This window comes from Polaromonas sp. CG_9.7, assembly GCF_015752205.1.
Classification (GTDB): domain Bacteria; phylum Pseudomonadota; class Gammaproteobacteria; order Burkholderiales; family Burkholderiaceae_C; genus Polaromonas.
On the sequence record NZ_JADOVG010000004.1, the window covers coordinates 25,509 to 51,481 of the forward strand.

General features: G+C 63.2%; 26 protein-coding genes and 1 pseudogene. 18 read left to right on the forward strand and 9 right to left on the reverse strand.

The window, feature by feature from the left end; all coding sequences use genetic code 11:
* Positions 1–57: 57 nt before the first annotated feature.
* Genes IWX87_RS05295 through IWX87_RS05305 form a run of 3 tightly spaced genes read right to left on the reverse strand, consistent with a single transcriptional unit; the run spans position 58 to position 2,001 of the window.
* Complete coding sequence (locus IWX87_RS05295; protein ID WP_196862482.1) at positions 58–627, reverse strand: DUF427 domain-containing protein; 570 nt, start codon at positions 625–627, stop codon at positions 58–60.
* A gap of 57 nt (positions 628–684) precedes the next feature.
* The gene (locus tag IWX87_RS05300; protein WP_196862483.1) at positions 685–1,701 is read right to left on the reverse strand and encodes a formylglycine-generating enzyme family protein; all 1,017 of its coding nucleotides are present in this window, start codon (positions 1,699–1,701) and stop codon (positions 685–687) included.
* 33 nt (positions 1,702–1,734) lie between these two features.
* Positions 1,735–2,001, reverse strand: coding sequence for a hypothetical protein (locus IWX87_RS05305; RefSeq protein ID WP_196862484.1), 267 nt, complete (start codon positions 1,999–2,001; stop codon positions 1,735–1,737).
* Here IWX87_RS05305 and IWX87_RS20015 point away from each other — a divergent pair.
* Both IWX87_RS20015 and IWX87_RS05320 read left to right on the forward strand, forming a co-directional pair.
* Positions 1,981–3,930, forward strand: coding sequence for an alpha/beta fold hydrolase (locus IWX87_RS20015; protein WP_348535215.1), 1,950 nt, complete (start codon positions 1,981–1,983; stop codon positions 3,928–3,930). The two genes, IWX87_RS05305 and IWX87_RS20015, sit on opposite strands and share 21 nt — an antisense overlap.
* A gap of 222 nt (positions 3,931–4,152) precedes the next feature.
* Positions 4,153–5,476: pseudogene (locus tag IWX87_RS05320) on the forward strand (leucine-rich repeat-containing protein kinase family protein).
* Positions 5,477–5,632: 156 nt separating this feature from the next.
* Here the strand turns inward: IWX87_RS05320 and IWX87_RS19940 are convergent.
* Positions 5,633–5,968 carry a collagen-like protein gene (locus IWX87_RS19940; protein WP_196862485.1) on the reverse strand — a complete coding sequence of 112 codons (336 nt, stop codon included), beginning with the start codon at positions 5,966–5,968 and terminating at the stop codon, positions 5,633–5,635.
* Positions 5,969–6,298: 330 nt separating this feature from the next.
* Between IWX87_RS19940 and IWX87_RS05330 the strand changes: the two genes are divergently transcribed.
* The 5 genes from IWX87_RS05330 to IWX87_RS05350 all read left to right on the forward strand — a co-directional run bounded on the left by IWX87_RS05330 (position 6,299) and on the right by IWX87_RS05350 (position 10,955).
* Positions 6,299–6,748, forward strand: coding sequence for a YsnF/AvaK domain-containing protein (locus tag IWX87_RS05330; RefSeq protein WP_196862486.1), 450 nt, complete (start codon positions 6,299–6,301; stop codon positions 6,746–6,748).
* Positions 6,749–6,802: 54 nt separating this feature from the next.
* On the forward strand, positions 6,803–8,008 hold the full coding sequence (locus IWX87_RS05335; protein WP_196862487.1) for a YsnF/AvaK domain-containing protein: 1,206 nt from the start codon (positions 6,803–6,805) through the stop codon (positions 8,006–8,008).
* Positions 8,009–8,133: 125 nt separating this feature from the next.
* On the forward strand, positions 8,134–9,243 hold the full coding sequence (locus tag IWX87_RS05340; RefSeq protein ID WP_196862488.1) for a pirin family protein: 1,110 nt from the start codon (positions 8,134–8,136) through the stop codon (positions 9,241–9,243).
* Positions 9,244–9,399: 156 nt separating this feature from the next.
* On the forward strand, positions 9,400–9,822 hold the full coding sequence (locus IWX87_RS05345; protein ID WP_196862489.1) for a response regulator: 423 nt from the start codon (positions 9,400–9,402) through the stop codon (positions 9,820–9,822).
* A gap of 206 nt (positions 9,823–10,028) precedes the next feature.
* The gene (locus IWX87_RS05350; protein ID WP_196862490.1) at positions 10,029–10,955 is read left to right on the forward strand and encodes a ketopantoate reductase family protein; all 927 of its coding nucleotides are present in this window, start codon (positions 10,029–10,031) and stop codon (positions 10,953–10,955) included.
* A 44-nt stretch (positions 10,956–10,999) separates the two neighbouring features.
* Here the strand turns inward: IWX87_RS05350 and IWX87_RS19575 are convergent, their stop codons facing one another.
* Positions 11,000–11,296, reverse strand: a complete 297-nt coding sequence (locus IWX87_RS19575) for a hypothetical protein (protein ID WP_231376520.1) — start codon at positions 11,294–11,296, stop codon at positions 11,000–11,002.
* 448 nt (positions 11,297–11,744) lie between these two features.
* Here IWX87_RS19575 and IWX87_RS05355 point away from each other — a divergent pair, with 448 nt between their 5' ends.
* Together IWX87_RS05355 and aroE are read left to right on the forward strand one after the other, a co-directional pair.
* Complete coding sequence (locus IWX87_RS05355) at positions 11,745–11,990, forward strand: hypothetical protein (RefSeq protein WP_196862491.1); 246 nt, start codon at positions 11,745–11,747, stop codon at positions 11,988–11,990.
* A 141-nt stretch (positions 11,991–12,131) separates the two neighbouring features.
* The gene (aroE, locus tag IWX87_RS05360; RefSeq protein ID WP_196862492.1) at positions 12,132–12,959 is read left to right on the forward strand and encodes a shikimate dehydrogenase; all 828 of its coding nucleotides are present in this window, start codon (positions 12,132–12,134) and stop codon (positions 12,957–12,959) included.
* A gap of 152 nt (positions 12,960–13,111) precedes the next feature.
* On the opposite strand, the gene IWX87_RS05365 is transcribed toward aroE, so the two are convergent.
* Positions 13,112–13,888, reverse strand: a complete 777-nt coding sequence (locus tag IWX87_RS05365; protein ID WP_196862493.1) for a TerC family protein — start codon at positions 13,886–13,888, stop codon at positions 13,112–13,114.
* Positions 13,889–14,215: 327 nt separating this feature from the next.
* Here IWX87_RS05365 and IWX87_RS05370 point away from each other — a divergent pair, with 327 nt between their 5' ends.
* The 4 genes from IWX87_RS05370 (at position 14,216) to IWX87_RS05385 (ending at position 16,870) form a co-directional block, all read left to right on the forward strand.
* Complete coding sequence (locus tag IWX87_RS05370) at positions 14,216–14,521, forward strand: hypothetical protein (RefSeq protein WP_196862494.1); 306 nt, start codon at positions 14,216–14,218, stop codon at positions 14,519–14,521.
* Between the two features lie 275 nt (positions 14,522–14,796).
* Complete coding sequence (locus IWX87_RS05375) at positions 14,797–15,366, forward strand: DUF3455 domain-containing protein (protein WP_196862495.1); 570 nt, start codon at positions 14,797–14,799, stop codon at positions 15,364–15,366.
* Between the two features lie 123 nt (positions 15,367–15,489).
* Positions 15,490–16,065 (forward strand): sigma-70 family RNA polymerase sigma factor, encoded by a 576-nt coding sequence (locus IWX87_RS05380; RefSeq protein ID WP_196862496.1) that lies wholly within the window; start codon positions 15,490–15,492, stop codon positions 16,063–16,065.
* A gap of 55 nt (positions 16,066–16,120) precedes the next feature.
* Positions 16,121–16,870: an anti-sigma factor domain-containing protein gene (locus IWX87_RS05385; protein WP_196862497.1), complete on the forward strand. Its 750-nt coding sequence runs from the start codon at positions 16,121–16,123 to the stop codon at positions 16,868–16,870.
* A 143-nt stretch (positions 16,871–17,013) separates the two neighbouring features.
* Here the strand turns inward: IWX87_RS05385 and IWX87_RS05390 are convergent, their stop codons facing one another.
* Together IWX87_RS05390 and IWX87_RS05395 are read right to left on the reverse strand one after the other, a co-directional pair.
* Positions 17,014–17,919, reverse strand: a complete 906-nt coding sequence (locus IWX87_RS05390) for an IS630 family transposase (RefSeq protein ID WP_196862498.1) — start codon at positions 17,917–17,919, stop codon at positions 17,014–17,016.
* Between the two features lie 75 nt (positions 17,920–17,994).
* A complete protein-coding gene (locus IWX87_RS05395) occupies positions 17,995–20,220 on the reverse strand; it encodes a cation-translocating P-type ATPase (RefSeq protein WP_196862499.1) in 2,226 nt (741 codons plus the stop codon).
* Between the two features lie 31 nt (positions 20,221–20,251).
* Between IWX87_RS05395 and IWX87_RS05400 the strand changes: the two genes are divergently transcribed.
* The 4 genes from IWX87_RS05400 (at position 20,252) to IWX87_RS05415 (ending at position 23,436) form a co-directional block, all read left to right on the forward strand.
* A complete protein-coding gene (locus IWX87_RS05400; protein WP_231374612.1) occupies positions 20,252–20,734 on the forward strand; it encodes a MerR family transcriptional regulator in 483 nt (160 codons plus the stop codon).
* 310 nt (positions 20,735–21,044) lie between these two features.
* Positions 21,045–22,007 carry an ABC transporter ATP-binding protein gene (locus IWX87_RS05405; RefSeq protein WP_196862500.1) on the forward strand — a complete coding sequence of 321 codons (963 nt, stop codon included), beginning with the start codon at positions 21,045–21,047 and terminating at the stop codon, positions 22,005–22,007.
* Positions 22,004–22,765 carry an ABC transporter permease gene (locus IWX87_RS05410; RefSeq protein WP_196862501.1) on the forward strand — a complete coding sequence of 254 codons (762 nt, stop codon included), beginning with the start codon at positions 22,004–22,006 and terminating at the stop codon, positions 22,763–22,765. The genes IWX87_RS05405 and IWX87_RS05410 overlap by 4 nt, the downstream gene beginning before the upstream one ends.
* A 269-nt stretch (positions 22,766–23,034) precedes the next feature.
* The gene (locus IWX87_RS05415; RefSeq protein WP_196862502.1) at positions 23,035–23,436 is read left to right on the forward strand and encodes a hypothetical protein; all 402 of its coding nucleotides are present in this window, start codon (positions 23,035–23,037) and stop codon (positions 23,434–23,436) included.
* A 27-nt stretch (positions 23,437–23,463) separates the two neighbouring features.
* On the opposite strand, the gene dkgB is transcribed toward IWX87_RS05415, so the two are convergent.
* Entirely contained in the window at positions 23,464–24,276 is an 813-nt protein-coding gene (gene dkgB / locus IWX87_RS05420) for a 2,5-didehydrogluconate reductase DkgB (RefSeq protein WP_196862503.1), read from the reverse strand.
* Positions 24,277–24,505: 229 nt separating this feature from the next.
* On the opposite strand from dkgB, the gene IWX87_RS05425 reads away from it, so the two are divergent.
* Complete coding sequence (locus IWX87_RS05425; RefSeq protein WP_196862504.1) at positions 24,506–25,576, forward strand: DUF3616 domain-containing protein; 1,071 nt, start codon at positions 24,506–24,508, stop codon at positions 25,574–25,576.
* Positions 25,577–25,973 lie beyond the last annotated feature (397 nt).

A 25,973-nucleotide genomic window follows, 5' to 3' on the forward strand; every position in this document is an offset into this window, starting at 1 on the left:
CCACCCGGCGCACGGCCACTTCAGTCCGACGGCTGAAGGTCGTTTGCCGTTTACCGTTCACCAGCCGCCTGAACCCGGTCCGCCCTTGAACGGCCCGACCACCTCGGGCGTGATCCAGCCGGCATAAAAACCGCCCGGTTGCGGCTGCACCCGCAGGCCGTCCACGAAGCATTCCAGGTGCTGCGGGTAAAACCCGAAATGGCCGGCCAGCGCGTCGTATGGCGCCATCGGCTGCGTGTACGACCAGGCCACGCGGTCAAGCGCGACACCGCCGGGCAGCGGCACCGACCAATAGGCCGCCTCACCTTTCCATTCGCAGTGCGACGTGCCGCCCGCCGGCACCAGACGGTCGATGCGAACGTCTTCTTTCGGCAGGTAAAAGCCCGGCGGGCTGGCGGTTTCCAGCAGGCGCAGCGCCCGGCGGCTGCGGGCAATTTCCAGACTGCCGGCCATCACGACCACTTCGCGGCTGTCAGCCGCCAGCCGGGGCGGGCGCGGATAGTCCCAGACCGATTCCTGGCCCGCCTTCGTCGGCAGCGCAAACGCCGGGCGTTCGCGGCCCACGTGCTGCCAAAGGGAAGTGGCGTGGGCCAGGCGGTCGGCATCGCTTCGGTTCATGCGGTTCATGGGGCGCTCCTGGAAAATGGCATGTCATTGAATCAAATCCGTCCATTTTTTCAGCACTCAGCGGTCTGCGCTGCCGGCTTCCAGCAGCAGCCGCATGCCGACCAGGGTATAGCGGGTCTGCGGCGAATTCCAGTTGCGGTAGCTGCAGCGCGAATACAGTGCCCAGGTGTGCCACGAACCGCCCCGGCGCACGCGCACCGAGCCATCGGCAGGGCCGGGCGGATCGACGGCTGGCGAGGCGGCGTAATAGGCCTCGTCATGCCAGTCGGCGGTCCATTCCCAGGCATTGCCCAGCATGTCGTAGAGGCCGAAGGCGTTCGGCCGATAGCTGCCGACCGGCGCAGTGAAGGCATGGCCGTCTGACCCTGGCTGCGCCTGGGCGCGCAACGCCGGCCAATAAGCGGCGGCATCGGCGTCAAAGGTGTTGGCGATCTGCAGCAGCGACCCGGGCGAATTGCCGCTGTAGTAGCGCGAGGTCGATCCGGCGCGGCAGGCGTATTCCCACTCGGCTTCGCTCGGCAGGCGGTAGCGGCGGCCTTCTTTGCGGCTCAGCCAGCGGCTCATCGCCACGGCGTCGTTCCAGGTGACGTTGAGCACCGGGTGTGTGTCGTCCTGCGCAAAGCCCGGATTGCGCCACGAATACTTCGGGTCGCGGCCTTCAAACAGGTCACCGCGCTTTGAGGCCGCCGGGTCATAAGCGGGGTTGTAGCCATAGCCACCGGTGCCGTCAGCCACTGATTCAGGCACATGGCCCGAAGCCTCGACGAACCGGCGAAACTGCCCGACCGTGACCTCATGCTGGCCAAGGAAAAAAGGCCGGCTGATGCGCACCCGATGCACCGGCGCCTCGTCGCTCAGCTCGGCGAAGCGCCACGCCTCGTTCTGCGGATAGTCACGCGCCAGCGCCTGCGGGGTTTCGTCGCTGCCCATCAGGAATTCTCCGGCGGGCAGCCGGACGAAGGTCATGCCCAGCGAGTTTTCAAGCACTTCGGGCCCGGGCAGAATGGGCGTTGAAGTGCAAGCTGCCAGAAATAGCGGGCTGGCGAGCAGAAAAAGCAGGTTGTGTGGGTTCATGATGTTTCAATTTGTGAACTTGGAAGCGCCACTTTAGGGCATCTGGCGAAGCCTGTCCTTACGGTGGTGCAGCCGGCGCAGTGCATGCTTCCCGACGCTGGCTGCTTGAAAACACATCCATACGAAGGCTGCAGCAGGTCTGGCAGGCATGGGAATTGCTGCTTTCAAGCTCAACACGTGTTCTAACGAATTCGTCAGGAATGTCTCTGGTGCGAGGATTCTTTCAGACCTATGCTTTTCTCCTGCCCTGAAGGCCTTTTTCTGCACCGGATGCATGCCATGAATGTTGAGCGGCGCCATCACGTTCAGGTAGCCGGAAGCGGTCCGGTCACCCTTTTCTTTGCCCACGGCTTTGGCTGTGACCAGACCATGTGGCGGCTGGTGCAACCGGCCTACGCCCGGCGTTTTCGCACCGTGACCTTCGACCTGGTGGGCGCTGGCCAGTCCGACCTGTCGGCGTATGACCCCCAGAAATACAGTTCCCTGAAAGCCTATGCCGATGACGTGCTGGAACTGATCAGTCAATTCGGCCAGGGTCCGGTGATGTTCGTTGGCCATTCGGTCAGCGCCATGATCGGCCTGCTGGCCAACCTGAAGGCGCCCGGCCACATCGCCGCCCACGTCATGATCGGCCCCTCGCCGTGCTACGTCAACGACGGGGATTACAACGGCGGTTTTGAGCGCGCGGACATCAATGCACTGCTCAGCGCGATGGACAACAACTACCTTGTCTGGGCTGGCACGATGGCGCCGGTCCTCATGGGCGCGCCCGACCGGCCTGAACTCGGCGCGGAACTCGCCAGCAGCTTTTGCCGCACCGACCCGGACATTGCGAGGCAGTTTGCCCGCGTCGCCTTTTTGTCCGACCACCGCGCACAACTGCCCCGGTTGATGACGCCCACGCTGATCCTGCAATGCAGCGACGATTTGATCGCCCCGGTCTCGGTGGGCCATTACATGCACCAGGTCCTGCCGCACGGCACGCTGAAGATTATCCACAACACGGGCCATTACCCGCACCTGACCGCGCCCGGCGCAATCACCGAGGCGATCGATGCCTTCCTGACCAGCCAGGGACTGGAAACACAAAACGCCAGCCCTTCGACAAGGGCCAGCGAAGCGCAGGACCTGCTCGACCAGGCTCCCTGCGGGCTGGTGCAGACCGATGCCCAGGGACTGCTGCGCCAGGCCAACCTGACGTTTTGCCAATGGCTGGGCTACACCCCGGGCGAACTGGTCGGCCAGCGCAAGCTGCAGGACCTGCTGACCACGGGCTGCCGCATTTTTCACCAGACGCATTCGCTGCCCCTGCTGCAGTTGCAGGGGTCTGTGTCGGAGGTGCGGGTTCAGATGCTGTGCAAGGACGGCCAGAGACTGCCCATGCTGCTCAATGTGCGCCGGCACGCGCAGCAGGGCGGGATGGCGGATGAATACGCCTTGTTTGTCGCGCAGGACCGCGACAAGTATGAAAAGGAACTGGTGCGGGCGAGAACCGAGCTTGAAGCAATGGTGGCGCATGCCAATGAGCTGCAGGCGCAAGCGAGCGACCGGGCGATGCTTGCCGAGCAGATGGTCGGCATCGTCAGCCATGACCTGCGCAATCCGATCGCGGCGATGCTGATGGGCGCCGAACTGCTGGGCAAGTGCGGCGTCACCCCGCGCCAGTCGGATGTGCTGGCCCGCATCGTAAGGGCAGGCGATCGGGCCAACCGCCTGATTGCCAATCTGCTGGACCTGACCCAGGTGCGGCTGGGCAGCGGCCTGTCGGTGTCCCCAGCGGCGATGGAATTGCACGCCGCGGTGGCCGGGGCGGTACAGGAGTTGTCGCAGGTGTTTCCCGACAGCGTGCTGCGCCATGTGCAACAGGGGCCCAGCCGGTGCATCGCCGATGCCGACCGGCTGGTGCAATTGGTTGGCAACCTGGTGTCCAACGCCATGGCCTACGGCGAGCCCGGCGCGCCGGTGGTCGTCACCTCGGCACGGGAAAATGCATTTTTTTCGCTCTCGGTGCAGAACCAGGGCCTGCCCATTCCCGCCGACATCATGGACGGACTGTTCGAACTCATGGTGCGGGGCTGCGATCAGGTGAACAGCGGGCGCAGCGTGGGCCTGGGCCTGTTCATCGTGAGTGAGATCGCCAAGGCCCACGGCGGCAGGGTGTCGGTCACTTCGACGCCCGAGGGCGTAACGACCTTTTCCGTGGTGATTCCGCAAGCGCCTGACCTGTGAAAAACCTGAAACGCTATTTTTTTAATAGCTGCCAGCGTTTGATGCACCTGCGCAAACCCCTTATTTGATGCAAAACGACTGACGGGATAAGGCCAGGCGCAGCGGCCGCCGGCGTTGAGCCGGTTTTCCGCACGGCTCCAGCCCGATGGCCTGCGCCCGGCTTCGTGTCCAATACCCAGGATGAACCCACCGCACGGCACCGAGACCCTTCCCGACCTGGACATGCTGGGCCAGCTGCGCGCCGGCGCACTGGCCGGCAGCCGCCGCCTGAGCCTGTGCTGCGGGCTGGAGACCTTTCCACCCGAGATCTTCACGCTGGCCGACACGCTGGAAATCCTTGACCTCTCGGGCAATGCGCTGAGCGCCCTGCCCGACGACCTGGCGCGGCTGCACCGGCTGCGCATCATTTTTTGCTCGAACAACCGCTTCACCGAACTGCCTGCGGTGCTGGGCCAGTGCGTGCAACTGGAGATGATCGGCTTTCGGGCCAACCAGATTCGCCACGTCCCGGCCGCCGCACTGCCGCCGCGCCTGCGCGCCCTGGTGCTGACCGACAACCAGCTGACCGAATTGCCGGCCGCCCTGGGCCGCTGCACGCAATTGCAAAAACTGATGCTGGCCGGCAACCAGCTGCACAGCCTGCCGCCTGAAATGGCCGCCTGCACCCGGCTGGAGCTGCTGCGCATCCCGGCCAACCGCTTCACCGCCCTGCCTGGCTGGCTGCTGGCGTTGCCGCGCCTGGCCTGGCTGGCGTTTGCCGGCAACCCGCTGGCCGACGCAGGCGAAACCGCCGCGCAGGCCGGTGCGCCACTGGCCCGCATTGACTGGGCCAGCCTGCAGCCCGGCGCGCTGCTGGGCGAAGGCGCATCGGGCGTGATCCGCCTGGCGCTGTGGTAGCGCGGCGACACGGCATTGCCGGTGGCGGTGAAGTTGTTCAAGGGTGCGCTGACCAGCGACGGCCTGCCCCGGCATGAAATGGCGGCGTGCATTGGCGCCGGCGCGCATCCCGGCCTGATTGCCGTGCATGGCCGCGTCACCGGCCATCCGGCAGGCAGCGACGGGCTGGTCATGGCGCTGGTGGCGCCACAATTTTGCAATCTGGCTGCGCCGCCCAGCCTGGACTCGTGCACCCGCGACGTGTATGACGCCAGGGCGCGTTTCACGCCGGATGCCATGCTGCGGCTGATGCTCTGCATGGCGTCGGCCGCTGGCCAGTTGCATGCGCGCGGCATCCTGCATGGCGACCTGTATGGGCACAATGTTTTGTGTACGGACGACGGCCAGGCGCTGCTCGGCGACTTTGGCGCAGCCTCGTTTTTTCCGCCGGATGACCTGCCGCTGGCGCTGGCCCTGCAGCGCATCGAGGCACGGGCGTTTGCCTGCCTGCTGGAAGAACTGCTGACGTGCTGCCCGGCGCCAGCCGGATCGCACGCGCTACGGCAATCGCTGGCTGGCCTGCAAGCCGACTGCGCGCAGCCTGACACACCAGCGCCCGCTGTTTGCCGACATCGTCCAGCGGCTGGTGCAGTGCCGTCAGACTGGCTGAAATAGCCTGACAGATGCAAATGCTCCTGAATCAATAGCTACCAGCGCTTGCAGAGCATGCGCAAAATGCATATTTCGTAAACTTTAAAATTTGCAAGTGACCATAAAAAAACGCAGATGGAAATCCATCTGCGTTTGAAGTGGAAAAATTAAAAAATTACTTCTGCGGGACGACGATGACCGTGTCGCCACCGGTTTTTCCGGTGTCGCCCTTGGTGCCGTCGGCACCGGTTGCACCCATTGCGCCCGTGGAACCTGTCGAGCCCATGGCGCCGTCATTGCCGGTCGCGCCCTTGGCACCTGTCGCACCGGTGGCGCCGGGAACGGCAACCGTTGAGCCGGTCGAACCCGTGGCACCGGTCGCGCCTGTCGCACCGGCCGGGCCTGGAACCACGACCACCGGTGCGGCGGCAGGCGGGGCGACCGTGGTTTTTTCGCAGGCGGTCAGGCCCAGCATCGCAACCAGAGCGGCAAGCAGTAAAGAATGTTTCATGGGAAGACCTCTGAAGTGAAGAATAAGCCGCACATCGAATCCAGCGTGTGCGTTCACAGTTTTATCTTGCCGCAACATTTAACAGTCGCTGACAAGCTGTAACGGTAATTTATCGAACTAGTTCTTTGCGCGGTGTAGGACGGTTTCACAAGCTGCTGTCGCCTTTGAGCCGCTGGTGTCTTGTTGCACCTTCGATCCGCGCCGGCTTGTTTTACCAGGCGCTGACTGAACACCTCTGTAGGTATCGGCTGACGGCATTTACCACGAAGTCCTTTCAACCGGTGTGCGGCAAAACTGCAGGATGGAGGTTCATCCGGTCCACTACACAACATGAACCCTGTCACGCCCGAAACCTCTCACATCAACAGCGTTGCGGATGCTGCAAAGGCGAACCAGCGCATCGTCATTCCGGTGCTGGCCGAGCACGCCCAGGTTCACCTGCAACGCGAACACACCGGCACCGTGCGCGTGCGCAAGGTGGTGCACCAGGTCACCGAACCCATGGCTGCCACAGGCTACCGCGAAATTGTCGAGACAACACGTGTACCCGTCGATCAGGTGGTTGAAGCGGTCGAGCCGCCCAGGACACTGGGCGACTTGCTGGTCATTCCGGTGTATGCGGAGCGGCTGGTCAGTCAGCTGGTGCTGGTCGAGGAGATTCATGTGCGCCGCCGGCGCGAAGCCTTCGAGCACACCGTGGGAACGTCCCTGCGGCGCGAAGAAGTGGTGGTGGAGCGCCTGGACCTGGTCACTGGGGAGTGGGTTGCACAGGCGCGTTGAGAACCGGGTTTTATCTGTAACCGATCAATCATGATCATTTTTAGGAGACAAGCCATGCAGACAGTAGTAGGTGTTTTTGACACGCCCGGTGAGGCCCAGGACGCAAGCGAGGTGCTTCTGGACAGCGGTTTTGATGCCAGCGAGGTTCGCCTGCAATCCAATCCGGCAGCGCAGGCAAGCGATACGGTCACCACCACCGACCGCACGATCACCGGCACAGGCACAGGCACAGGCACGGACCCGCGCCACGAGGATGAAGGCTTCATGGCAGGCATTGGCCGCTTTTTCAGTGACCTGTTCAGCAGCGACGACACGGAACATGCCGGCCACTATTCGGAAGCCGTTCGCCGGGGCAGCACCGTGGTGACCGTGACGGTGACCGAACCGGGCCGGGTTGAGGAGGTCCGCTCCATTCTGGCGGCCGCCGGTGCCGTGGACATCGACAAGCGCAGCGAAAGCTGGCGCGAAGAAGGCTACGAGGGTTTCGATCCGTCGTCCCAGCCTTACCACCCTGACCAGATTGCTGCCGAGCGCAGCCGCTACCAGAACAACAACCTGAGCGCGTCAAAGGACGTCATGACGCCTGACGGCAGCCGCCAGGTTGACCAGGGCACGGTGTTGCCCGTGGTGCGCGAGGAACTGGAAGTGGGCAAGCGTGAAGTCGACCTCGGAACAGTCCGTGTCTTCTCGCGCACCGAGACCCGGCCGGTCGAGGAACAGGTGCAACTGCGCGAAGAGCATGCCGACATCGAGCGCCGCACCGTGGACCGCCCTGCCTCTGAAGCCGACCTGAAGGCTTTCGAGGGCGGCTCGATCGAAATCCATGAAACCGCCGAAAGGCCTGTGGTCAGCAAGACCGCCCGTGTGGTGGAAGAAGTGGTCGTTGGCACCGAAGCCAGCACCCGGACCGAAACGGTGACCGAGCAACTGCGCAACACCGTGGTCGATGTGGACAAGGGCAATGCCGACACCATCAACATGGGCATGAGCGCCGATACGGGCATGGCTGAGCCAGATTACCGCAGCCATTACCAGGCGAACATGGCGTCCATGGGCGGCAGCTACGATGACTATGCGCCGGCTTACCAGTACGGATACTCCTTGCGCTCCAACCCACGTTACGCCGAGCGTTCATGGGACGAGGTCGAAGCCGATGCCCGTGACGACTGGACCCGTCGCAACCCTGCGGGTAACAGCACCTGGGAAAAGACCAAGCAGGCGGTCCGGCACGGCTGGGAAAGCATGACCGGCCAGCGCTGAATTCCGTTTGCGGCAGTGGGCCTGAAGCCCGGCAGGAAGGTGCCCACTGCACCAGCCCGCCGGGCTTTTTGCTTGAATCAGAGCGCATTGGCCTTACCTGTATTTTTTGAGAAGAAAGCGCTCCTATGTCCTCCTTGCCCGTTGACGCTCCAACCCCGTCAGGCTCGCCCGTTCTGCGTGTCGAGCCGCTGGGATTCCCGTGGCCAACGGTGGATCCTTTCCTGTTTTGCGTCTACCACGACGACGCCTACCCGGCCGCCAATGCGCGAAACGGCCCGGCGGCGCCGCTTGACGGACGCGACATCGGCCAGGACTTCAGCCGCAAGGACGGCTGGAGCATGTACCACGGCAGCACGGTGCCGGGCTTTCCGGCGCATCCGCACCGGGGTTTCGAGACCGTGACCATCGTGCGCAAGGGGCTGATCGACCATGCCGATTCACTGGGTGCGACCGCGCGCTTCGGCCGTGGCGACGTGCAGTGGCTTACCGCCGGCCAGGGCGTGGTGCATTCGGAAATGTTTCCATTGCTCGACCAGGGCGGCCCCAACCCGCTGGAGCTGTTCCAGATCTGGCTGAACCTGCCGGCGGCCCGCAAGATGGCCGCGCCGCACTTCACCATGTTCTGGGCGCAGGACATTCCGAAGTTCACCGCCACTGACAGGGAAGGACGCACGACCGACGTGGCGGTCATCACCGGCAGGCTGAACGACCCCAACGCCGACGTGGCCGCGCCCTTGCCGCCGCCGCCCGATTCCTGGGCTGCGCAGCCAGATGCAGATGTGGCGATCTGGACATTGCGCATGGCCCCCGGCGCGCGCTGGACGCTGCCTGCCGCCGTGGGCAAAACCACCCGGCGCCAGTTGTACTTCTTCAAGGGCGAATCCGTCAGCGTGGCCGGTCAGCCGGTGCGCCAGTCCAGCGCCATTGGCTTGCGCGCCGATGCGCCTGTCGAACTGGTCAACGGCCCGCAAGCCTCTGAATTCCTGCTGCTGCAGGGACGGCCGATTGGCGAGCCAGTGGCGCAGCAGGGTCCGTTCGTGATGAACACCGAAACCGAAATCCGGCAGGCGTTTGCCGACTACCAGCGGACACGGTTTGGCGGCTGGCCGTGGCCTGATGCAGCGCCGGTGCATGGACGCGAATCCAGCCGCTTCGCGCTGCATCCTGACGGCGCCGAGGAGCGGCCTGAACCTGGCGCGACTGCACTGGAGCCGGCACGGTCCTTGCCCGGCTGAAGGACGTCAAGCCCTGCCGGCAGGTGCTTGACGCGCCTTGTCCTACTTTCGCTAAAGCCATCGGATGGCGGCAACGTTTTCGCTGGTGTGTTTCCATGAAAAGGGGAGATATCCTGATGGGCAGTAGCAGCTGTCAGTCAAACACACAGGTGCTCTATGCAGCCATTAATTACTTATCTGGTTGAAGACAACCCCACCATTCGCACCAACCTGATCGAAACCCTTGGCGAAATAGCGCAGCTGAAAGTTACCGCGCATGCGGCCACCCAGAACGAAGCCAGCCAGTGGCTTGGTCGCCATTCGGACTGGCATCTGGCCATCGTCGACCTCTTTCTGAAGCAGGGAAGTGGCTTGGGGGTGTTGGCCGCATGCCGCCAGCGCGCGCCTTTCCAGAAGGTCGTGATCCTGACCAATTACGCCACGCCCGAAATACGGATGCAGTCGGTGGCGCTGGGAGCCGATGCGGTTTTCGACAAATCAACCGAACTCGAAGCCTTGCTGGATTACTGCATCGAGCAGACCCGCAAGCTGGCCATGCATCGGCCTGACGCGCCGGACCAGGGCAGCGTGCCCAACTAGCTTTTGGCGTGAAACAGGCTTCAGGCGCTTATCCCGGCTTCGTTGGCAGCTATTAATTCAGTAGCAATAGCTTACATGCATCCTGATTTTCACGAGCCTTGTCATCAAAGACAAAGAAAAACTGAATGACTCACATGGCTGCCATTGCATGGACGCCATGACCAGGCTGCGCCAGAATCCCTTCACTTATTGGCAAGGAGCAAGCTGTGAAAATTGGAATTCTGGGCGCGGGGGCATTGGGTTGTGCCATGGGCGGCGTGCTGACCGAAGCGGGCCATGAGGTCTGGCTGATCAACCGCCATGCGGACCAGGTCGAGGCCATGACGCGTCGCGGGCTGATCCTGCGCACCGGCGGCGTGGACCGCACCGTAGCCGTGCGCGCAGCCACCACGGCCCAGCCGGTGGGCACGGTGGAGCTGGTGATCGTGCTGGTCAAGTCCTTCCATACCGCCGAGGCGATGCAGGCGGCCATGTCGCTGCTGGCGCCCGGCACCACGGTGCTGTCGCTGCAAAACGGCCTGGGGCATGAAGACGTGCTGGCCGGCATCGTCGGCCGGCAGCGGCTGCTGGCCGGCAAGACCTATGTCGGCGGCACACAACTCGCGCCCGGCCATGTGATTGCCGGCACGGTGAACAAACTGACGCTGATAGGCGAGCCGGACGGCGGCGTGTCGGAACGGGTGTTGCGCATTGCCGCGCTGTTCAACGCGGCCGGGCTGGACACCACTGTCAGCGACCACATCATGGACAGCATCTGGGACAAGCTGCTGGTGAATGTGGCAACAGGCGCGTTGAGCGCCATCAGCCGCCTGCCCTATGGCTTGCTGTACCAGTCGCCCGAGCTGCAGGCCTGCGGCGTGGCGGCCGTGGCCGAGGCGATGGCCGTCGCCCGGGCCAGCGGCATCACGCTGGGCATTGCCGAGCCGGTCGATGCCTGGCACATGGCCGGCGCCGGCCTGCCCTTCGAGTTCAAGCCGTCGATGCTGCAAAGCCTGGAAAAAGGCTCGGTCACCGAGATCGATTTCATCAACGGCGCGGTGGTGCGCCAGGGCGAAAAGGTCGGCGTGCCGACGCCGGTCAACCGGACGCTGGTGGCCTGCATCAAGGGCATTGAGCGCGGGCTGGCGGGCTGATCCCGGCGCAGGGCGACATGCAGGGTCCAGGCACCTATGACTTGCTATTGATTCGATAGCTTATCGTGCATTCGCAGCTTGCGCAGAAAGCATTTTTTGGAAAAAAAATCGTAACTGCTAACGCTGCTGTTTTGATCGCTGCGTTTTCTGTTTTTTTGGCTTTGGGCAGTTTCTTTTGTGGTTTGAGGGGTGAGCGCCTTCCCGGCGGAGGGTAACTTTCTTTTCTGGCAAAAAAGAAAGTCACCAAAGAAAGTTGCCTGGGAGCGGGTTAGAGCTGAACGCTCTGACGGGCCATCGCTTCGCTGGGCCCTGGGTTCTCTGATCGGCAGCCAGTCGCCCATGCCGGTGGCTGGCTGGTTCTACCGCTTGTTCGCCAACAGCTTCACGCTCTGCTTTATCTGCTTTGTCTGCTTTGTCTGCTTTATCGCCTTGGCTTGCTTGGCTTGCGCTACGCGCGTCGCTTTCGGCTATTTCATATTTGCTGTCGGCTGCGCTATTTTTTTCTTTCACAGCTGTCGGGTGTCGAACCACCATTGCACTTTTCACTGTCCGCTATCAGCCCCCGGCCTGCCCTGACTAAAAAAAGACAGGACAAGCATCTGCCAGAAATGCTTGAAGCACAAAGGAGCCGATCAAGCAGAGCGTGAAGCTGTTAGCGAACGAGCGGTAGAACCAGCAAACCTCCGACATTGCTAACCACCCTGAGATCCAGGTGCCAAGGGCCGAGCGAAGCAATGGCCCGTCAGAGCGTTCAGCTCTGATCCGCTCCCTCCCCCAAGGCAACTTTCTTTGGTGACTTTCTTTTTTGCCAGAAAAGAAAGTTACCCCCCGCCGGGAAGGCGCTCTACACCAAAAAACTCCAGAGAAGCCCGCAAAAAGGAACCCAGCCCCGCACATCGCGCATCGCGCATCGCGCATCGCGCATCGCATCGCATCGCATCGCATCGCATCGCAAAGCAAAGCAAAGCAAAGCAAAGCAAAGCAAGGACAACACCAAATAACGGTAAAGCCGTTGACCTGCAGCAAGGCAAGTAGTTACGCAGATTCAAGAAAAAGCAGGCCTGCCGCCGCTGTTCCGCTTGCCCGGCTGCAACACCTCCCCGAGCGTGTAGCATTTGGTGCCAGCCACATCGACGCCACGGAGCGGGACGGTGTGCTTTATCCGGAGCCCCAGGCATGACAGACCGCTACGCCGTGATCGGCAACCCCATTCACCAGAGCAAATCACCACTGATCCACGGCCTGTTTGCGCTGACCACCGGCCAGGACATGCAGTACACCGCCATCGAAGGCGCGCTGGGCGGGTTCGCCGGTGCGGTCGATGCATTCCGTGCTGCCGGCGGACGGGGCCTGAACATCACGACGCCGTTCAAGCTCGACGCCTTTGCCTACGCCACCGAGCGCTCGGAGCGGGCCGAGCTGGCGGGCGCGGCCAATGCCCTGAAGTTTGACGGCGACCGGGTGCTGGCCGAGAACTTCGACGGCATCGGTCTGGTGCGCGACGTGGTGCACAACCTGAACACCCCGCTCAGGGGCAAGCGCGTGCTGATGCTCGGCGCGGGCGGTGCCGCCCGGGGCGCATTGCTGCCTTTTTTGGCGCAGCAGCCTGCCCAGCTGGTGATTGCCAACCGCAGCCTGGGCAAGGCGCAGGAACTGGTGCGGATCGCCATGGCGTCAAGCGCTGGCCCGGTGCGCGGTTGTACGTACCAAGACCTGGAGAGGCAGGCCTTTGACCTGGTGTTCAATGCCACCTCGGCCAGCCTGCTCGCCGAAATGCCGCCGGTGCCCGCCAGCGTCTTCGCGCCCGGTTGCCTGGCTTATGAACTGGCCTACGGCAAGGGACTGACGCCCTTCCTGCGCCTGGCGCAAAACGCCGGTGTGCAGCAACTGGCCGATGGCGTCGGCATGCTCGCCGAGCAGGCAGCCGAAGCCTTTGAATGGTGGCGTGGCGTGCGGCCGGACACCCGCGCAGTGATTGAAAGACTGACCGTTGCGCTGGTCTGAAAAAACGTCATGCGGGGAAGGGCGGCCTGGACGTTTTGAAAGCGTCAAACCGTAGACTGCCTGCCGGTAAAGGCAGCACTACCTGCACAAAAAGCCCTCATGCTTGCGTACGATGCAAGTTTGCCGAGGCTGCGCCCTCAGACGTGACCCCGTTACGAACCAACGACGCTGCCAGCTGCAGGCGTTGCGGCCTGTGCCTTGGCCAGACGCTTGGTGCGCGACCGGATGTTGAGCGCCTCGACGCTCAGGGAAAACAGCATGGCCACATAAACGTAAGCCTTCGGCACATGCACGTCGAAGGCTTCGGCGACCAGCAGCGTTCCCACCATGGTCAGAAAAGCCAGTGCCAGCACCTTGATGGACGGGTGCCGGTCGACAAATTCGCCGATCGGCTTGGCCGCAAACATCATCACGGCCACGGACGCGACGACGGCGGCCACCATCACGCTGATGTTGTCGACCATGCCGACAGCAGTGATCACCGAGTCCAGCGAAAACACAATGTCCACGATGCCGATCTGCACGATCGTTCCCCAGAACAAGGTGGCGCCGGCCTTGACCTTGTCAACCCCAGCGCTGACCGCGTCGGACTCACGCGCTTCGACTTCCTGGAAAATCTCGTGCGACGCCTTGTACAGCAGGAACAACCCGCCGCCGAGCAGGATCAGGTCGCGGCCGCTGATTTCCTGGCCCAGCACGGTAAAAAGCGTCGTGGTCAGCGTCATCACCCAGGCCAGGCTGAACAGCAGCCCAATGCGCGAGACCATGGCAAAGCCCAGCCCCAGGCGGCGCGCCACATCCCGCTTTTCAGGGGGCAGGCGGCCCACCAGAATGCTGATGAAGATGATGTTGTCGATGCCCAGAACAATCTCCAGGGCCGCGAGCATAAAAAAAGCGATCCAGATGTTCGGGTCGGAAAGTAGTTCCATGGAATTTTCAAAAAGGGGGTAAAGCGCGAGAGTCTAATGAGATCGTCCTGAGCGGGTCACCCGCACCATCCATGAATCCATAAGGTGCACATGGCTTATGCATGGGGCACCGTGACTGCGGCGCCACAGTGTCTGATGCGTTGTCATGCTGTCTGTATCGGGCTGGCCTTTCATCGCCAAGCCGCGCGGTGGGGAATGCAAGGCGAAACAGCGCAGTCATCATTTTTAACGCGGGTTGGCATCCGCTGGCTTGCAAGCCTTGTAAAGTCAAATGATGTCTGACGCGTAAGTTTCGAGTAAGTTAAACGATCCATGCTGCAGTGCAACATGAACGTTTCTTCCTTATCCCTTCAAAATGGACTCGAAGACATCCTGGGCGACCTGCGGTTCGCGCGCAGGAAAGGCGACCTGGGGCGGCTTGCCTTGCTGGCCTACTGCGAGGTTCGGCGCTGGGCACGCCAGGCCGAGGCGCAGGAACTGGCCCAACATTCGTCGGCGCTGGTCAACAATTTTCCGCATGCCAGCCGCGACGATTTCCTGGCCGGAATGGACGAGCTGATCGCTGAACTGGAGCATGTTCGATGCATCGTTGCGAGTACGCCAAACAACAGGTTTCCCGAGGAAGTCCGGTAACTTGCATTTCTCGCAGGCGCCCATCCGCGCTGACCTGCAAGCGAATTTCTATATCAAACAAGCCTTTTGCGCAATATTTTCCTGCGTGAGCAGCTACTGAATTGATAGTAGTTTGACGCTGCCCTCTTTCGGTCATCCTGCCTTCCAAACATCTTCTTCAAAAAAATACTTCAGCACCACTGCATCCAAAACAGTGGCTGGCGTGTAGTACCTGTAGCAGCGCAGAAAAGCTGCTGAAAACTGTGTTAACTGCTCAACATTTTTGGAGAATCACCATGTCAACCCAACGCTTTGCCTTGTCTCTTGCCGCTGTTTCCGCCATTGTGCTGCTGGGCGCCTGCGGTTCCATGGCCCCGATGAAGCCGATGGCGTCGTCCATGTTCATGCAGGACAGCCTGCCGGACGCGGTCAAGGTGCCGGCCGGCCACAAGGTGGCGATGGAAACTGTGGGCGTGGGCGAGATTACTTACGAGTGCCGCGACAAGGCCAACGCCCCCGGCATGACCGAGTGGGTATTTGTCGGCCCGAATGCGGCGCTCAATGACCGCAACGGCAAGCAGGTTGGCAAGTACTACGGCCCGCCTGCCACCTGGGAGTCGATGGACGGCTCGAAGTTGACCGCCACGCAACTGGCGGTTGCGCCTGCCGGGGCTGGCAATATTCCTTACCAGTTGGTCAAGGCGAATCCAGCGATGGGCTCAGGTGCGATGACCGGCGTGACGCACATCCAGCGCGTCGCCATCAAAGGGGGCGTGGCACCCGCCAGCGCATGCAGCCCCGCCAGCAAGGGTGCCCGGGAAATCGTGCAGTACCAGGCTGACTACATTTTCTGGAAAGCGGCCTGAATGCTGCTGCAGGGCGCCGTTTTGTGCGTCGGCTAACATCGAACGAAAATTTGTCGCGGCGGGCGTCTTAAGAGGCAGCTGCAGCCGTTTCATTCCTTGTCAACGCCGACCGCGAGCCCGCCTGTGACAATTGCGCCCGACACCCCCGCTTCCTTTGATTACGAGCAGTGCTTGCGCAACTGCGCCCGGGGCGACCGCCAGGCATTGCAGGACATCTACCGGCACGAAAGTCGCTATTTGCTCGGCGTGGCGCTGCGCATCGTGCGCCAGCGCCAACAGGCGGAAGACGTGCTGCATGATGCCTTCGTGGCCATCTGGACCAAGGCTGCCAGCTTCGACGCCACGCTCGGTTCGGGCCGTGGCTGGATCTACAGCGTGACGCGCAATCTGGCCCTCAACAGCGTGCGTAACGGCGCGCGCGAAGTGTCGGTCGACGAGGAAACCGCCGAAGCGCTCGATGCGCAAACTTCAATGCAGGCGCATCATCAATTGGCCGATGCGTTTGAAATGCACGTCAGCCTGGGCCGGCTGAACGATTGTCTGTCGCGGTTGGAGCCGGCGCGCCGAAACTGCATTTTGTATGCCTATGTCGATGGCTGCTCGCATGGCGAAATTGCCGAACGCACCCAGACGCCGCTCGGCACCGTCAAGGCCTGGATCAAGCGCGGCATGGGCAGCCTGCGGGAGTGCATGGCATGAACTGTTCGTCTATTCCAACGCAAATTCCTGAGTGCTTGGTGCGCAGGGGCTTTGTATGAATCCGCTTGATCGTGATGAACTGGCTGGCGAGTATGTGCTGGGCACCTTGTCGGCCGCGCGTCGCCGGGACGTCGAGCAACGCCTGCCCGGCGACGCAGACCTGCGCCAAGCCGTGCAGCGCTGGCACGAACAGTTGTTGCCACTGGCGGCATTGGCTGATCCGGTAGAGCCTTCTGCTCGGCTGTGGGGCCGGATTGAAGCCAGCCTTGAGGCCATTGACGCCAATGCCGTACCGTTGCCACCGCTCGCCGCCGCTAACCCGCCCGGCCGCTCCCGGCGTTTGCAGGAAGCCGGCTGGTGGCACAGCGTGAAACTTTGGCGCGGCCTGGCTGGCAGCGGTTTCGCCGTGGCTGCGGTATTGGCCTTCGTGCTGGTCACGCGTCTGGACGCGTTGCCGCCTGCCGCGCCGCAGTACCTGGTCGTGCTGGTGGCGCCGCAGGACAAGGCGCCGGGCTGGGTGGTTCAGGCCAGCAGCCCGAAATCGCTGAGCCTGATTCCGCTGGGACAGAGCGACGTACCGGCTGAAAAATCACTGCAGTTCTGGACCAAGGCCGACAACTGGAAAGGCCCTGTGTCGCTGGGTCTGGTCAAGCCCGGAGAAACCGTGCGCATACCGCTGGACAAGCTGCCGCCGTTGCAGCCTAACCAGCTGTTTGAACTGACGCTGGAGCCCGTTAATGGCTCGCCGACCAACCGTCCCACCGGTCCGATCCAGTTCATCGGCCGGGCCGTCAAGGTGACGTGAGCGCGGGCCTTGCGGGATTTTTAAGAGAAAAGGGTCTCTTGCGCTGACCTGATATGTGCAGGCAGCTATTGATCCAATAGCAAAAACTGCGTTTCATGGTCTGCGGCGATCGCCCGCCCAGCGGCCCGCCCGCTAGAGCGGTTTCACTCTGACCGGCAAAAGCCGCAGTGGCGAACGTAGCACTCGCACTCAGCACTGTCAAAGCGGTCCAGCAACTGGCCAATGACGCTCCAGAGGGCATCTACCGTTCGAGCCTGGGTCTTTCGCAGCATCGCCTTGAGTTTGGCAAAGACCTGCTCAATCGGATTGAAGTCCGGGCTGTAGGGCGGGAGGTACCTCACCGTCGCACCCGCGCGCTCGATGGCCGCCTGGATGCCAGCGACTTGATGGGCGCTGTGGTTGTCCATCACCACGATATCGCTGGGGCGCAGCTCGGGCACCAAAACTGCTCCACCCAGGCGCGAAAGGCAGGCCCATTGATGGGGCCGTCGAGTACGAGGGGCGCGCGCAGACCCCGGGTACTGAGCGCGCAGACAAACGTGGTGGTGCGTCAGTGGCCCGCCGGGGCAAAGCCCCGGCAGCGCTGGCGTCGGGGCCATGCGCGTGGTCGCCCACGTCTCGTCAAGGAAGATCAGCCGAGCGGCAGGCAGGTCCGGTTGTCGGGCGCTCCAGTCCTGGCGGGCTTGCGCGACGTCGGGCCGCGTTTGCTCGGACGCGTGCAAGGTGATTTTTTTTAGCGTCAGCCCGAACCGGCCCAGGGTCTTGAACATCGTCGTGATGCCCACCTGAATGCCGTGCTCGGTCTGCACCCACTGACACAACTCGCGTAGCGTGTGCGCTGACGCTTTGGCGACCTGCTCGCGCAACGGCCGGTAATTGCACTGCGCGCCCGGATGGCTCTGGCCGGGCTTTTCGCGACATGCCCGCGCCCGGCACACATAAGCTTGGCTCACGCCGAAGCGCTCGGCGACCTCGCGCAGCACGCCTGGCGTGGCCAGCACCCGGTCGCGTAAATCCTGTGCGTAGGCTTGTCCATTTCGCCAAGACATGATGAATGACCTTCAAATCAGCCTCAGACCGACCTGGTCGTTCTCAGTTCCCTTTCTGGTTAAAACGAAACCGCACTAGCGGCGCAGCAACCGCAGGCCGTTGGCCACCACCAGCAAACTCGCCCCCATGTCGGCGAACACCGCCATCCACATGGTCGCGCTGCCAAACACGGCCAGCACGAAAAACACCGCCTTGATGCCGAGCGCCAGCGTGATGTTCTGCCACAGCACGGCATGCGTGCGCCGCGACAGGCGAATGGTCTCGGCAATGCGCCGCAGGCTGTCGTTCATGATGACCACGTCGGCCGCCTCGATGGCGATGTCGGTACCCGCGCCGCCCATGGCAAAGCCGATGTCGGCCTGCGCCAGCGCCGGGGCGTCGTTGATGCCGTCGCCCGTCATGCCGGTCGGGCCGTACTGGGTTTGCAGCTGGCGGATGGCGGTGAGCTTGTCCTCGGGCAAGAGGTTGCCGCGCACGTCGTCGATGCCGGCCTGCGCGGCAATGGCCCGGGCAGTGGCGGCGTTGTCGCCGGTCAGCATCACCGTCACCACGCCCAGCGCCTTCAATTCGGCCACCGCTTCGCGCGAGCCGTCCCGGATGGTGTCGGCCACCGCAAAAAAGCCCAGCACGCCTTGCGCCCCGGCCAGCAGCGTGACCGTGCGGCCCTGCGCTTCATGCACCGCCAGCGCCGCTTGCAGCGCGGGCGCGCATTGCCCGCGTTCTTCCATCATCCGGTGGTTGCCCAGCACATAAAGGTGGCCATCAACGCTTCCCTGCACGCCGCGCCCCGCCACCGCGCCAAACGCTTCGACCGGCGCACCATATTCACTGCGGCTGTCGGCCAGCCCCTGGAAAATCGCCCTGGACACCGGATGGTCGGAGCGGTCGGCCAGGCGGGCGGCGATAGCGCCGACTTCCGCCCGGTCGGCGTCGCCCCAGGCCTGCCAGTCGACCAGCGACGGCGTGCCCTGGGTGAGGGTGCCGGTCTTGTCGAGCGCCACGGCTTTGAGGCGGCGCGCCTCTTCCAGGTAGGTGCCGCCCTTGATCAAAATGCCGCGCCGCGCCGCCGTTGCCAGGCCGCTGACCACCGTCACCGGCGTGGACACCACCAGCGCGCACGGGCAGGCAATGACCAGCAGCACCAGCGCCTTGTACAGCGCCTCCAGCCAGGTCCAGTCGAGCAGCAGCGGCGTGAGCAGCGCCACCGCCAGCGCCATCACGAACACGGTCGGCGTATAGACGGCGGCGAAGCGGTCGATCAGCGTTTGCGTGGGCGCGCGCTTGCCCTGCGCCTGCTCGACGGCATGGATGATGCGCGCCAGCGTGCTGTCCTGCGCCGCGGCGGTCACTGTCAGCTCCAGTTCGCCGGTTGCGTTGATGGTGCCGCCGAACACGCTGTCGCCCACGGCCTTGTCGACCGGCAGGCTCTCCCCAGTGACCGGCGCCTGGTTCACCGCGCTGGCACCGGCCGTGACGGTGCCGTCCAGCGGAATGCGGCCGCCCGGCCGGACGCGCACCGTGGCGCCCAGCGGCACGTCATTCAATGCCACGGTCTGCCAGCCGCCGCCGGGCTGGCGCATGTCGGCGTCTTCGGGGGCCAGCGCCATCAGGCCCTTGATGGCGTTGCGGGCGCGGTCCACCGCCATGGCCTCGATCAGCTCGGCGATGGAATACAGCGCCATCACCATCGCCGCCTCGGGCCACTGGCCGATCAGGAAGGCGCCGGTCACGGCCACCGTCATCAGCGCATTGATGTTGAGCCGGCGCTTGAACAGGGCGGTGAGCCCTTTTTGGTAAACCTCCAGCCCCGCCAGGTAAATGGCGGCCAGCGCCACGGCCATGCCGGCCAGCGTCCACGGCAGGCCTTCGGGCGCCAGAAAGCTGATGGCCTCGGCCACGCCCGCCAGCACCAGCGCGCCGACCAGCCGGGGCAGGCCCGAAGGCACGCTGCCATGGTCGTGTTCGTGGTCATGCCCGGCGTGGTCGTCGTGACCGCCATGCGCGCCGCCAGCGGCTGCGGCGGTGGCAAACGGCTGCAGCTTGTAACCCGCCTGGCCAATCGCCGCGACAGCCGCCTGCAAGGCGTCGTCCGGCGCATCAATGGCCAGCGTTCGCGCCACCAGCTGAAAATTCAGCGAGCGGATGCCCTTGATGGGCTCCAGCACGCGGCGGATGTCGTTTTCTTCCACCGGGCAGTCCATCGACGGAATGCGAAAGCGTTTGACGCCTGCGGGCACGGGCCCTGTGGCGGCCGAGGGAATATCGTTGTTTTTTTCGGTGTGATCGCAGCAATCGTTCATGGTTTTCTTTCCTGTGCGACCATTACAAACCATGAAGCCACTTGAAGGTCAAGCCATGCCTGTTGAAAAACCCCTGCACCTGATCGGGAAAGCCGCCGCGCTGAGCGGCGTCAGCACCGCCAACATCCGTTTTTATGAAAAGGAAGGCCTGCTGGCGCCCGGCACGCGCGCGGCCAACAGCTACCGGGGCTATTCAAGCGGCGACATTCACCAGCTCAGGTTCATCCGGCTGTGCCGGGCCATGGACATGTCACTGGGAGAAGTCCGGACGCTGCTGAACCTGGACCTGGCAGAAAAAGCCGACTGCGTCGCCGCCAATGCCACGCTCGAATCGCACATCACGCATGTCGGCGAGCGGCTGGCCGAACTGCAGGCGCTGCAGCAAGACCTGCAGGACCTGCGCGCCCGCTGCGACGGCACCGGGCCGCAATGCCGCATCATGCAGGCGCTGCATGAGCGCGCCGAACACCTGCCGCGCGAAGAGGCCAGGGCGCGCGTGCATCGGCATGTCTGATGCAGCGCCGCACCATCGCCGTGCGGCAGGGGAAACCGCAGATGTTTAACACGGAAGTCACGGGTTCGCCGACGATGGCCAAACGCCCTGCCCCCGCCATGTGATCACGGTTGGGGAAAAGTGCAAAAACAGGCGACCGCTAAACTCGCACACCCTGTCGCCGCACGCAGTCCCGGTAAGCCCTGATGACTGCCATGCGCCCGGCGGTACATTGGCAAGTGCCGCGCCGCGTTCTGCAGATGCTCCATTTTCAATAGCTGCCAGCGCCCGTGGTTATTGCGCTACCGGCCTTTTTTTATAAGAATTCCCTGTGCAAACGATTATTTCCATTCAAAAGCTGAGCAAGGTGTATGCCTCGGGGTATCAAGCCCTCAAGTCGGTCGATCTTGACATCCGGCGCGGCGAGATTTTTGCGCTGCTGGGCCCCAACGGCGCCGGCAAGACGACGCTGATCAACATCGTCTGCGGCATCGTCAACCTGAGTTCGGGCAGCGTGACCGCCGACGGACACGACATTGTTCGCGACTACCGCGCCGCGCGCGCCAAGATCGGGCTGGTGCCGCAGGAGCTCTCGACCGACTCGTTTGAAACCGTCTGGTCCACCGTCAGTTTCAGCCGGGGGCTGTTTGGCAAGCCGGCAAACCCGGCGCACATTGAAAAGGTGTTGCGCGACCTGTCGCTGTGGGACAAGAAGGACAGCAAGATCATGACGCTGTCGGGCGGCATGAAGCGCCGGGTGCTGATTGCCAAGGCGCTGTCGCACGAGCCGCAAATCTTGTTTCTCGACGAACCCACCGCCGGCGTCGATGTCGAGCTGCGCCAGGGCATGTGGCAGATGGTGCGCAACCTGCGCGAAAGCGGCGTCACCATCATCCTGACCACGCACTACATCGAGGAAGCCGAGGAAATGGCCGACCGCATCGGCGTCATCAACAAGGGCGAGCTGATCGTGGTGGAAGACAAGGCGGTGCTGATGCGCAAACTCGGCAAGAAGCAGTTGACGCTGCAACTGCGCGCGCCGCTGCAAACCCTGCCCGAGGCACTGGCCGGTCTGCCGCTGGAGCTGACCGAGGGCGGCCAGACGCTGGTCTACACCTTCGACACCCAGCAAGAGGAAACCGGCATCGGCGAGCTGCTCAAGCAGCTGGCCGCACTCGGCATCGACTTCAAGGACCTGCATTCGAGCGAAAGTTCGCTGGAAGACATTTTTGTCAGCCTGGTGCATGCGGACAAACCGCCAACCATCGACAACAGCAACAAGGAGATGGCATGAACTGGCACGGCATCCGGGCGATCTACCGGTTTGAAATGGCGCGCACCCTGCGCACGCTGGCGCAGTCGATCATCGCGCCGGTGGTCTCGACATCGCTGTATTTCGTCGTGTTCGGCGCGGCCATTGGCTCGCGCATGGGCGACATCGACGGCATCAGCTACGGCGCCTTCATCATTCCCGGCCTGATCATGCTGTCGCTGCTGAACGAAAGCATCTCCAACTCGGCCTTCGGCATCTACATGCCGAAGTGGTCGGGCACGATTTACGAATTGCTGTCAGCGCCGGTGTCGGCGATGGAGGTGGTGATGGGCTATGTCGGCGCGGCGGCGAGCAAGTCGGTGCTGCTGGGCCTGTTGATCTTGGCGACGGCGCGCCTGTTTGTGCCCTACAGCATTGCGCACCCGTTCTGGATGCTGTGCTTTTTGCTGCTGACCGCCGTGACCTTCAGCCTGTTCGGTTTCATCATCGGGCTGTGGGCCGACAACTTCCAGAAGCTGCAGATCGTGCCGCTGATGGTGGTCACGCCACTGACCTTTCTGGGCGGCGCGTTTTACTCGATCAACATGCTGCCGCCGCTGTGGCAAAAAGTCGCCCTGTTCAACCCGGTGGTCTACCTGATCAGCGGCTTTCGGTGGAGCTTTTACGGCGTGGCCGATGTCAACGTGGGCATCAGCGTGGCCGCCATCCTGAGCTTTCTGGCGCTGTGCCTGGGCACGATCTGGTGGATTTTCCGCACCGGCTGGAAACTCAAGGCCTGAGCGACTCCGGTTGCCATGCTTGCGGTAGCGGCTTGCACTTATCCATCAAGGGCCAAACGCCTGTTTGACTTGAAAAAAAGGGCAGCAGGGCGTTCAGCGCGGGCTGGCTGACGCACGAGCGGTCGCCAGCACCTGAAAATCTGGCCTCCATTCGCTGCCGCAGTCTGCACAAGCGTCCGATGCGCGCGGCGGGTGCAAGTAAACTGGTTGCGCCCCTGCGGGCCGGCACGGATGACCATCACCCGTGCCGAAATTCAAAAAAGGCGCGTATGGCGGTTGGCTGGCTGGCGGTGTTGCAACTGGTTCCCTGGACGGACGTGATCAAGAACGCGCCCAAGGTGGCTGACGGGGCCAAAAAACTCTGGCAGACCGTCGGCAATAAAACGCCGCCTTCGGCCGAAACCACGGGTACCGGCGTGCCGCCTTCACCGGAAGGCCAGGCCATTGCCGCCCTCCAGGCGCGTGTGCTGACGCTGGAAAACGCCACCCAGGACCTGCACGAACAGATGCTCGCCTCGTCGGAACTCATCAAGTCGCTGGCCGAACAAAACACCCAGCTCATCCGGCGCGCCGAGGTCAACCGGCTGCGGCTGCTGGCGCTGGCCAGCGTGACCGCCGTGGTGGCCGTCGCCGCGGTCATCGGCCTGACGCTGTCGCTGGCCGGGCCCTGAACAGGGCGCCACCCAGCGTTCTCTGCGTCAGTCCCAGACGGGCGCCAGGGCTTTGGGATCTACCTCGCGGCCGCCCCGGTCCAGCGCAGCGATCTGCGCCATTTCGTCCTCTGTGAGTTCAAGCTGTTGCGCCTGCAGGTTGCTTTGCAGGTTGGCGCGTTGTGTCGACGAGGGAATCACCGCGAACCCCAGCTGCATGGCCCAGGCCAGCGCGACCTGCGCAACGCTTGCGCCGTGCGGCTTCGCAATTTTCTCCAGTACCGGGTCCTGCAGCACCTTGCCATAGGCGAGCGTCATGTACGACGTGATGTGAATGCCCTGGCTGCGCGCAAAGTCCACGACCTTGCGGTTATGCAGATAAGGGCTCAACTCGATCTGGTTGGTGGCGATGTTGTCGGCACCCACTGCGTTGATGGCCCGTTGCAGGTAATCGATATTGAAGTTGGACACGCCAATCAGCCGGCTCAGCCCCTGTGCCTTGGCCTGCATCAGCGCACCCAGGGTTTCTTCCAGCGGCACTGGCTGGCCAGGAGCCGGCCAGTGGATCAATGTCAGGTCAACCTGGTCCATGCGCAGCCTGGCCAGACTCTCCTTGAGGCTGGAAATCACCCGTTTTTCCGCAAAGTTGTCGGTCCAGACCTTGGTCGTGATGAACAGGTCGCTGCGCGGCACACCGCTGGCGGCAATCGCCTGGCCGACCTCGGCTTCATTGCGGTAGATCTGCGCGGTGTCGATGGCGCGGTAACCCAGTTCAAGCGCGGTGCTGACGGAGTCGATCACGACCTGGTCTTTCAGGCGAAACGTGCCCAGGCCAAAGGCAGGAATGGTTGAAGGCGTCACGGTGGTTTCCTTTTTTTTGAATATGGACAGGCCCGCCACCTTACTGGCAGGTGAAAACAAGGGAAGGCCAAAGGGACTTTGCGGCTTGCCAAAAAAGTCACGCTATCGCAGGCATTGAGGCACCAATGCGCCACGTACAGGGAACGCAGTCGCGGCACTGCGCTACAGTGCCGCGATGAACATGACACGACCAAGGGCCCGATGGTTTCAGTTGCTGCTATTGATAAGCATGAGCCTTGGCCTCGGCGCCAGCGTGCTTGCGCAGCCAGCGCCGCCCAGCGTTCGGCCCGACAGCGGACCGTGGGACAGCGGCGCCGGTTTTCACTTTGACCTGAAAAAGAAGCCGCTGCAAAAAACCCGCCAGTCCGTCAGCGGCATTGCCTGCAACCTGAACGCCGCGCAGCAACGCATCTGCCTGCTGGCGTTTGACGAAGGCGCCGAAGCGCGTTACGCCACCATCGACCCGCCAGCCTTGCGCATCGACCTTGAGCCCGTGTTGCTGCGCGATACCACCGAGGAGCTGGACGCCGAAGCCGCCGCCACCGACGGCCGTTATTTTTACGTCGCCGGCTCGCACTCCGCCAAGCGCGGCGACTGCGCCAGCAACCCCGGCAGCCGCCACGTGATCCGCTTCAGGCTGGACCCGGCCACGGGCCGCGCCTTGCGCTCCCCAACCGGGGCGCTGGTGGAGCATGCCGACAGCGGCAGGCTGTGGCCGCTGATGCAGGCACAGCCCGAACTGGCGCCGTATGTGGGCGAGCGCAAATGCCTGGGCGACGAGCCGCCTGACAAAGCACCCACACTGGCCGGCCAGCAAGGCGTGAACATCGAAGGCATGGCGGTACAGGGCGGGCAGCTGTATTTCGGTTTTCGCGGCCCGGTACTGGACGGCGTGGCCCGCGTGCTGGCCGTGAACGCCGAGGCACTGTTCAGCCCTCAGCCAGCCAGCGACGCCAAGCCCACGGTCACCCGCCTGGCGCTGGGCCCCCACCGGGGCATCCGCGACATGGTGGCCGTCAAGACCGGCATGTTGCTGCTCGCCGGGCCCGACGACAGCCGCGCGAACCAAGGCGCAGGCTGGACAGTCGCATGGTGGGACGGCAAGGCGGCGGCCGGCGTGGTGCAACCCAGGATGCTGGCGGCGCTCGACTTGAGCGGCGTCAAGCTGCGCCAATGCGACAAGGAACTCAAGCCCGAGGCCATCACCGTGCTGGAAGAAACACCCACGGCCTACAAACTTCTGGTGCTGTCAGACGGCCTGTGCGACGGCGGACCGCTGGCCTTCACGGTTCCGCGCTGACGGATAAATACTCCTGAAAGCATAGCTGCTTGCGCATACTGGTATTGCGCAAACAGCCTATTTGGTTAAAAATCCGTAACTGCCCAGATCACTTTTCAGGTTACCGCGCCATGGCGGGTGCCACCGTGGTCTTCGGCGCCTCTGGCATGCTCGCTTTCCGCGTCATCCCGGCGCCATGTGTCATCGCGGCTTTGTCTGCCGCCCAGGCCGACTGTGTCATTCCAGCCTACTCTGCCATCTCCGGCTTCCTGTGCCATCTCCGCCTCGTGTGTTGTCACCCCCCCCTGTGTTGTCCCGATTCCTCTGTGATCCCCTCTTCCCCTGTGATCCCCTCTTCCCCTGTCATCCCCTCCTCCTCTGTCATCCCGGGCTCGACCCGGGATCCATGCCTTTCCCC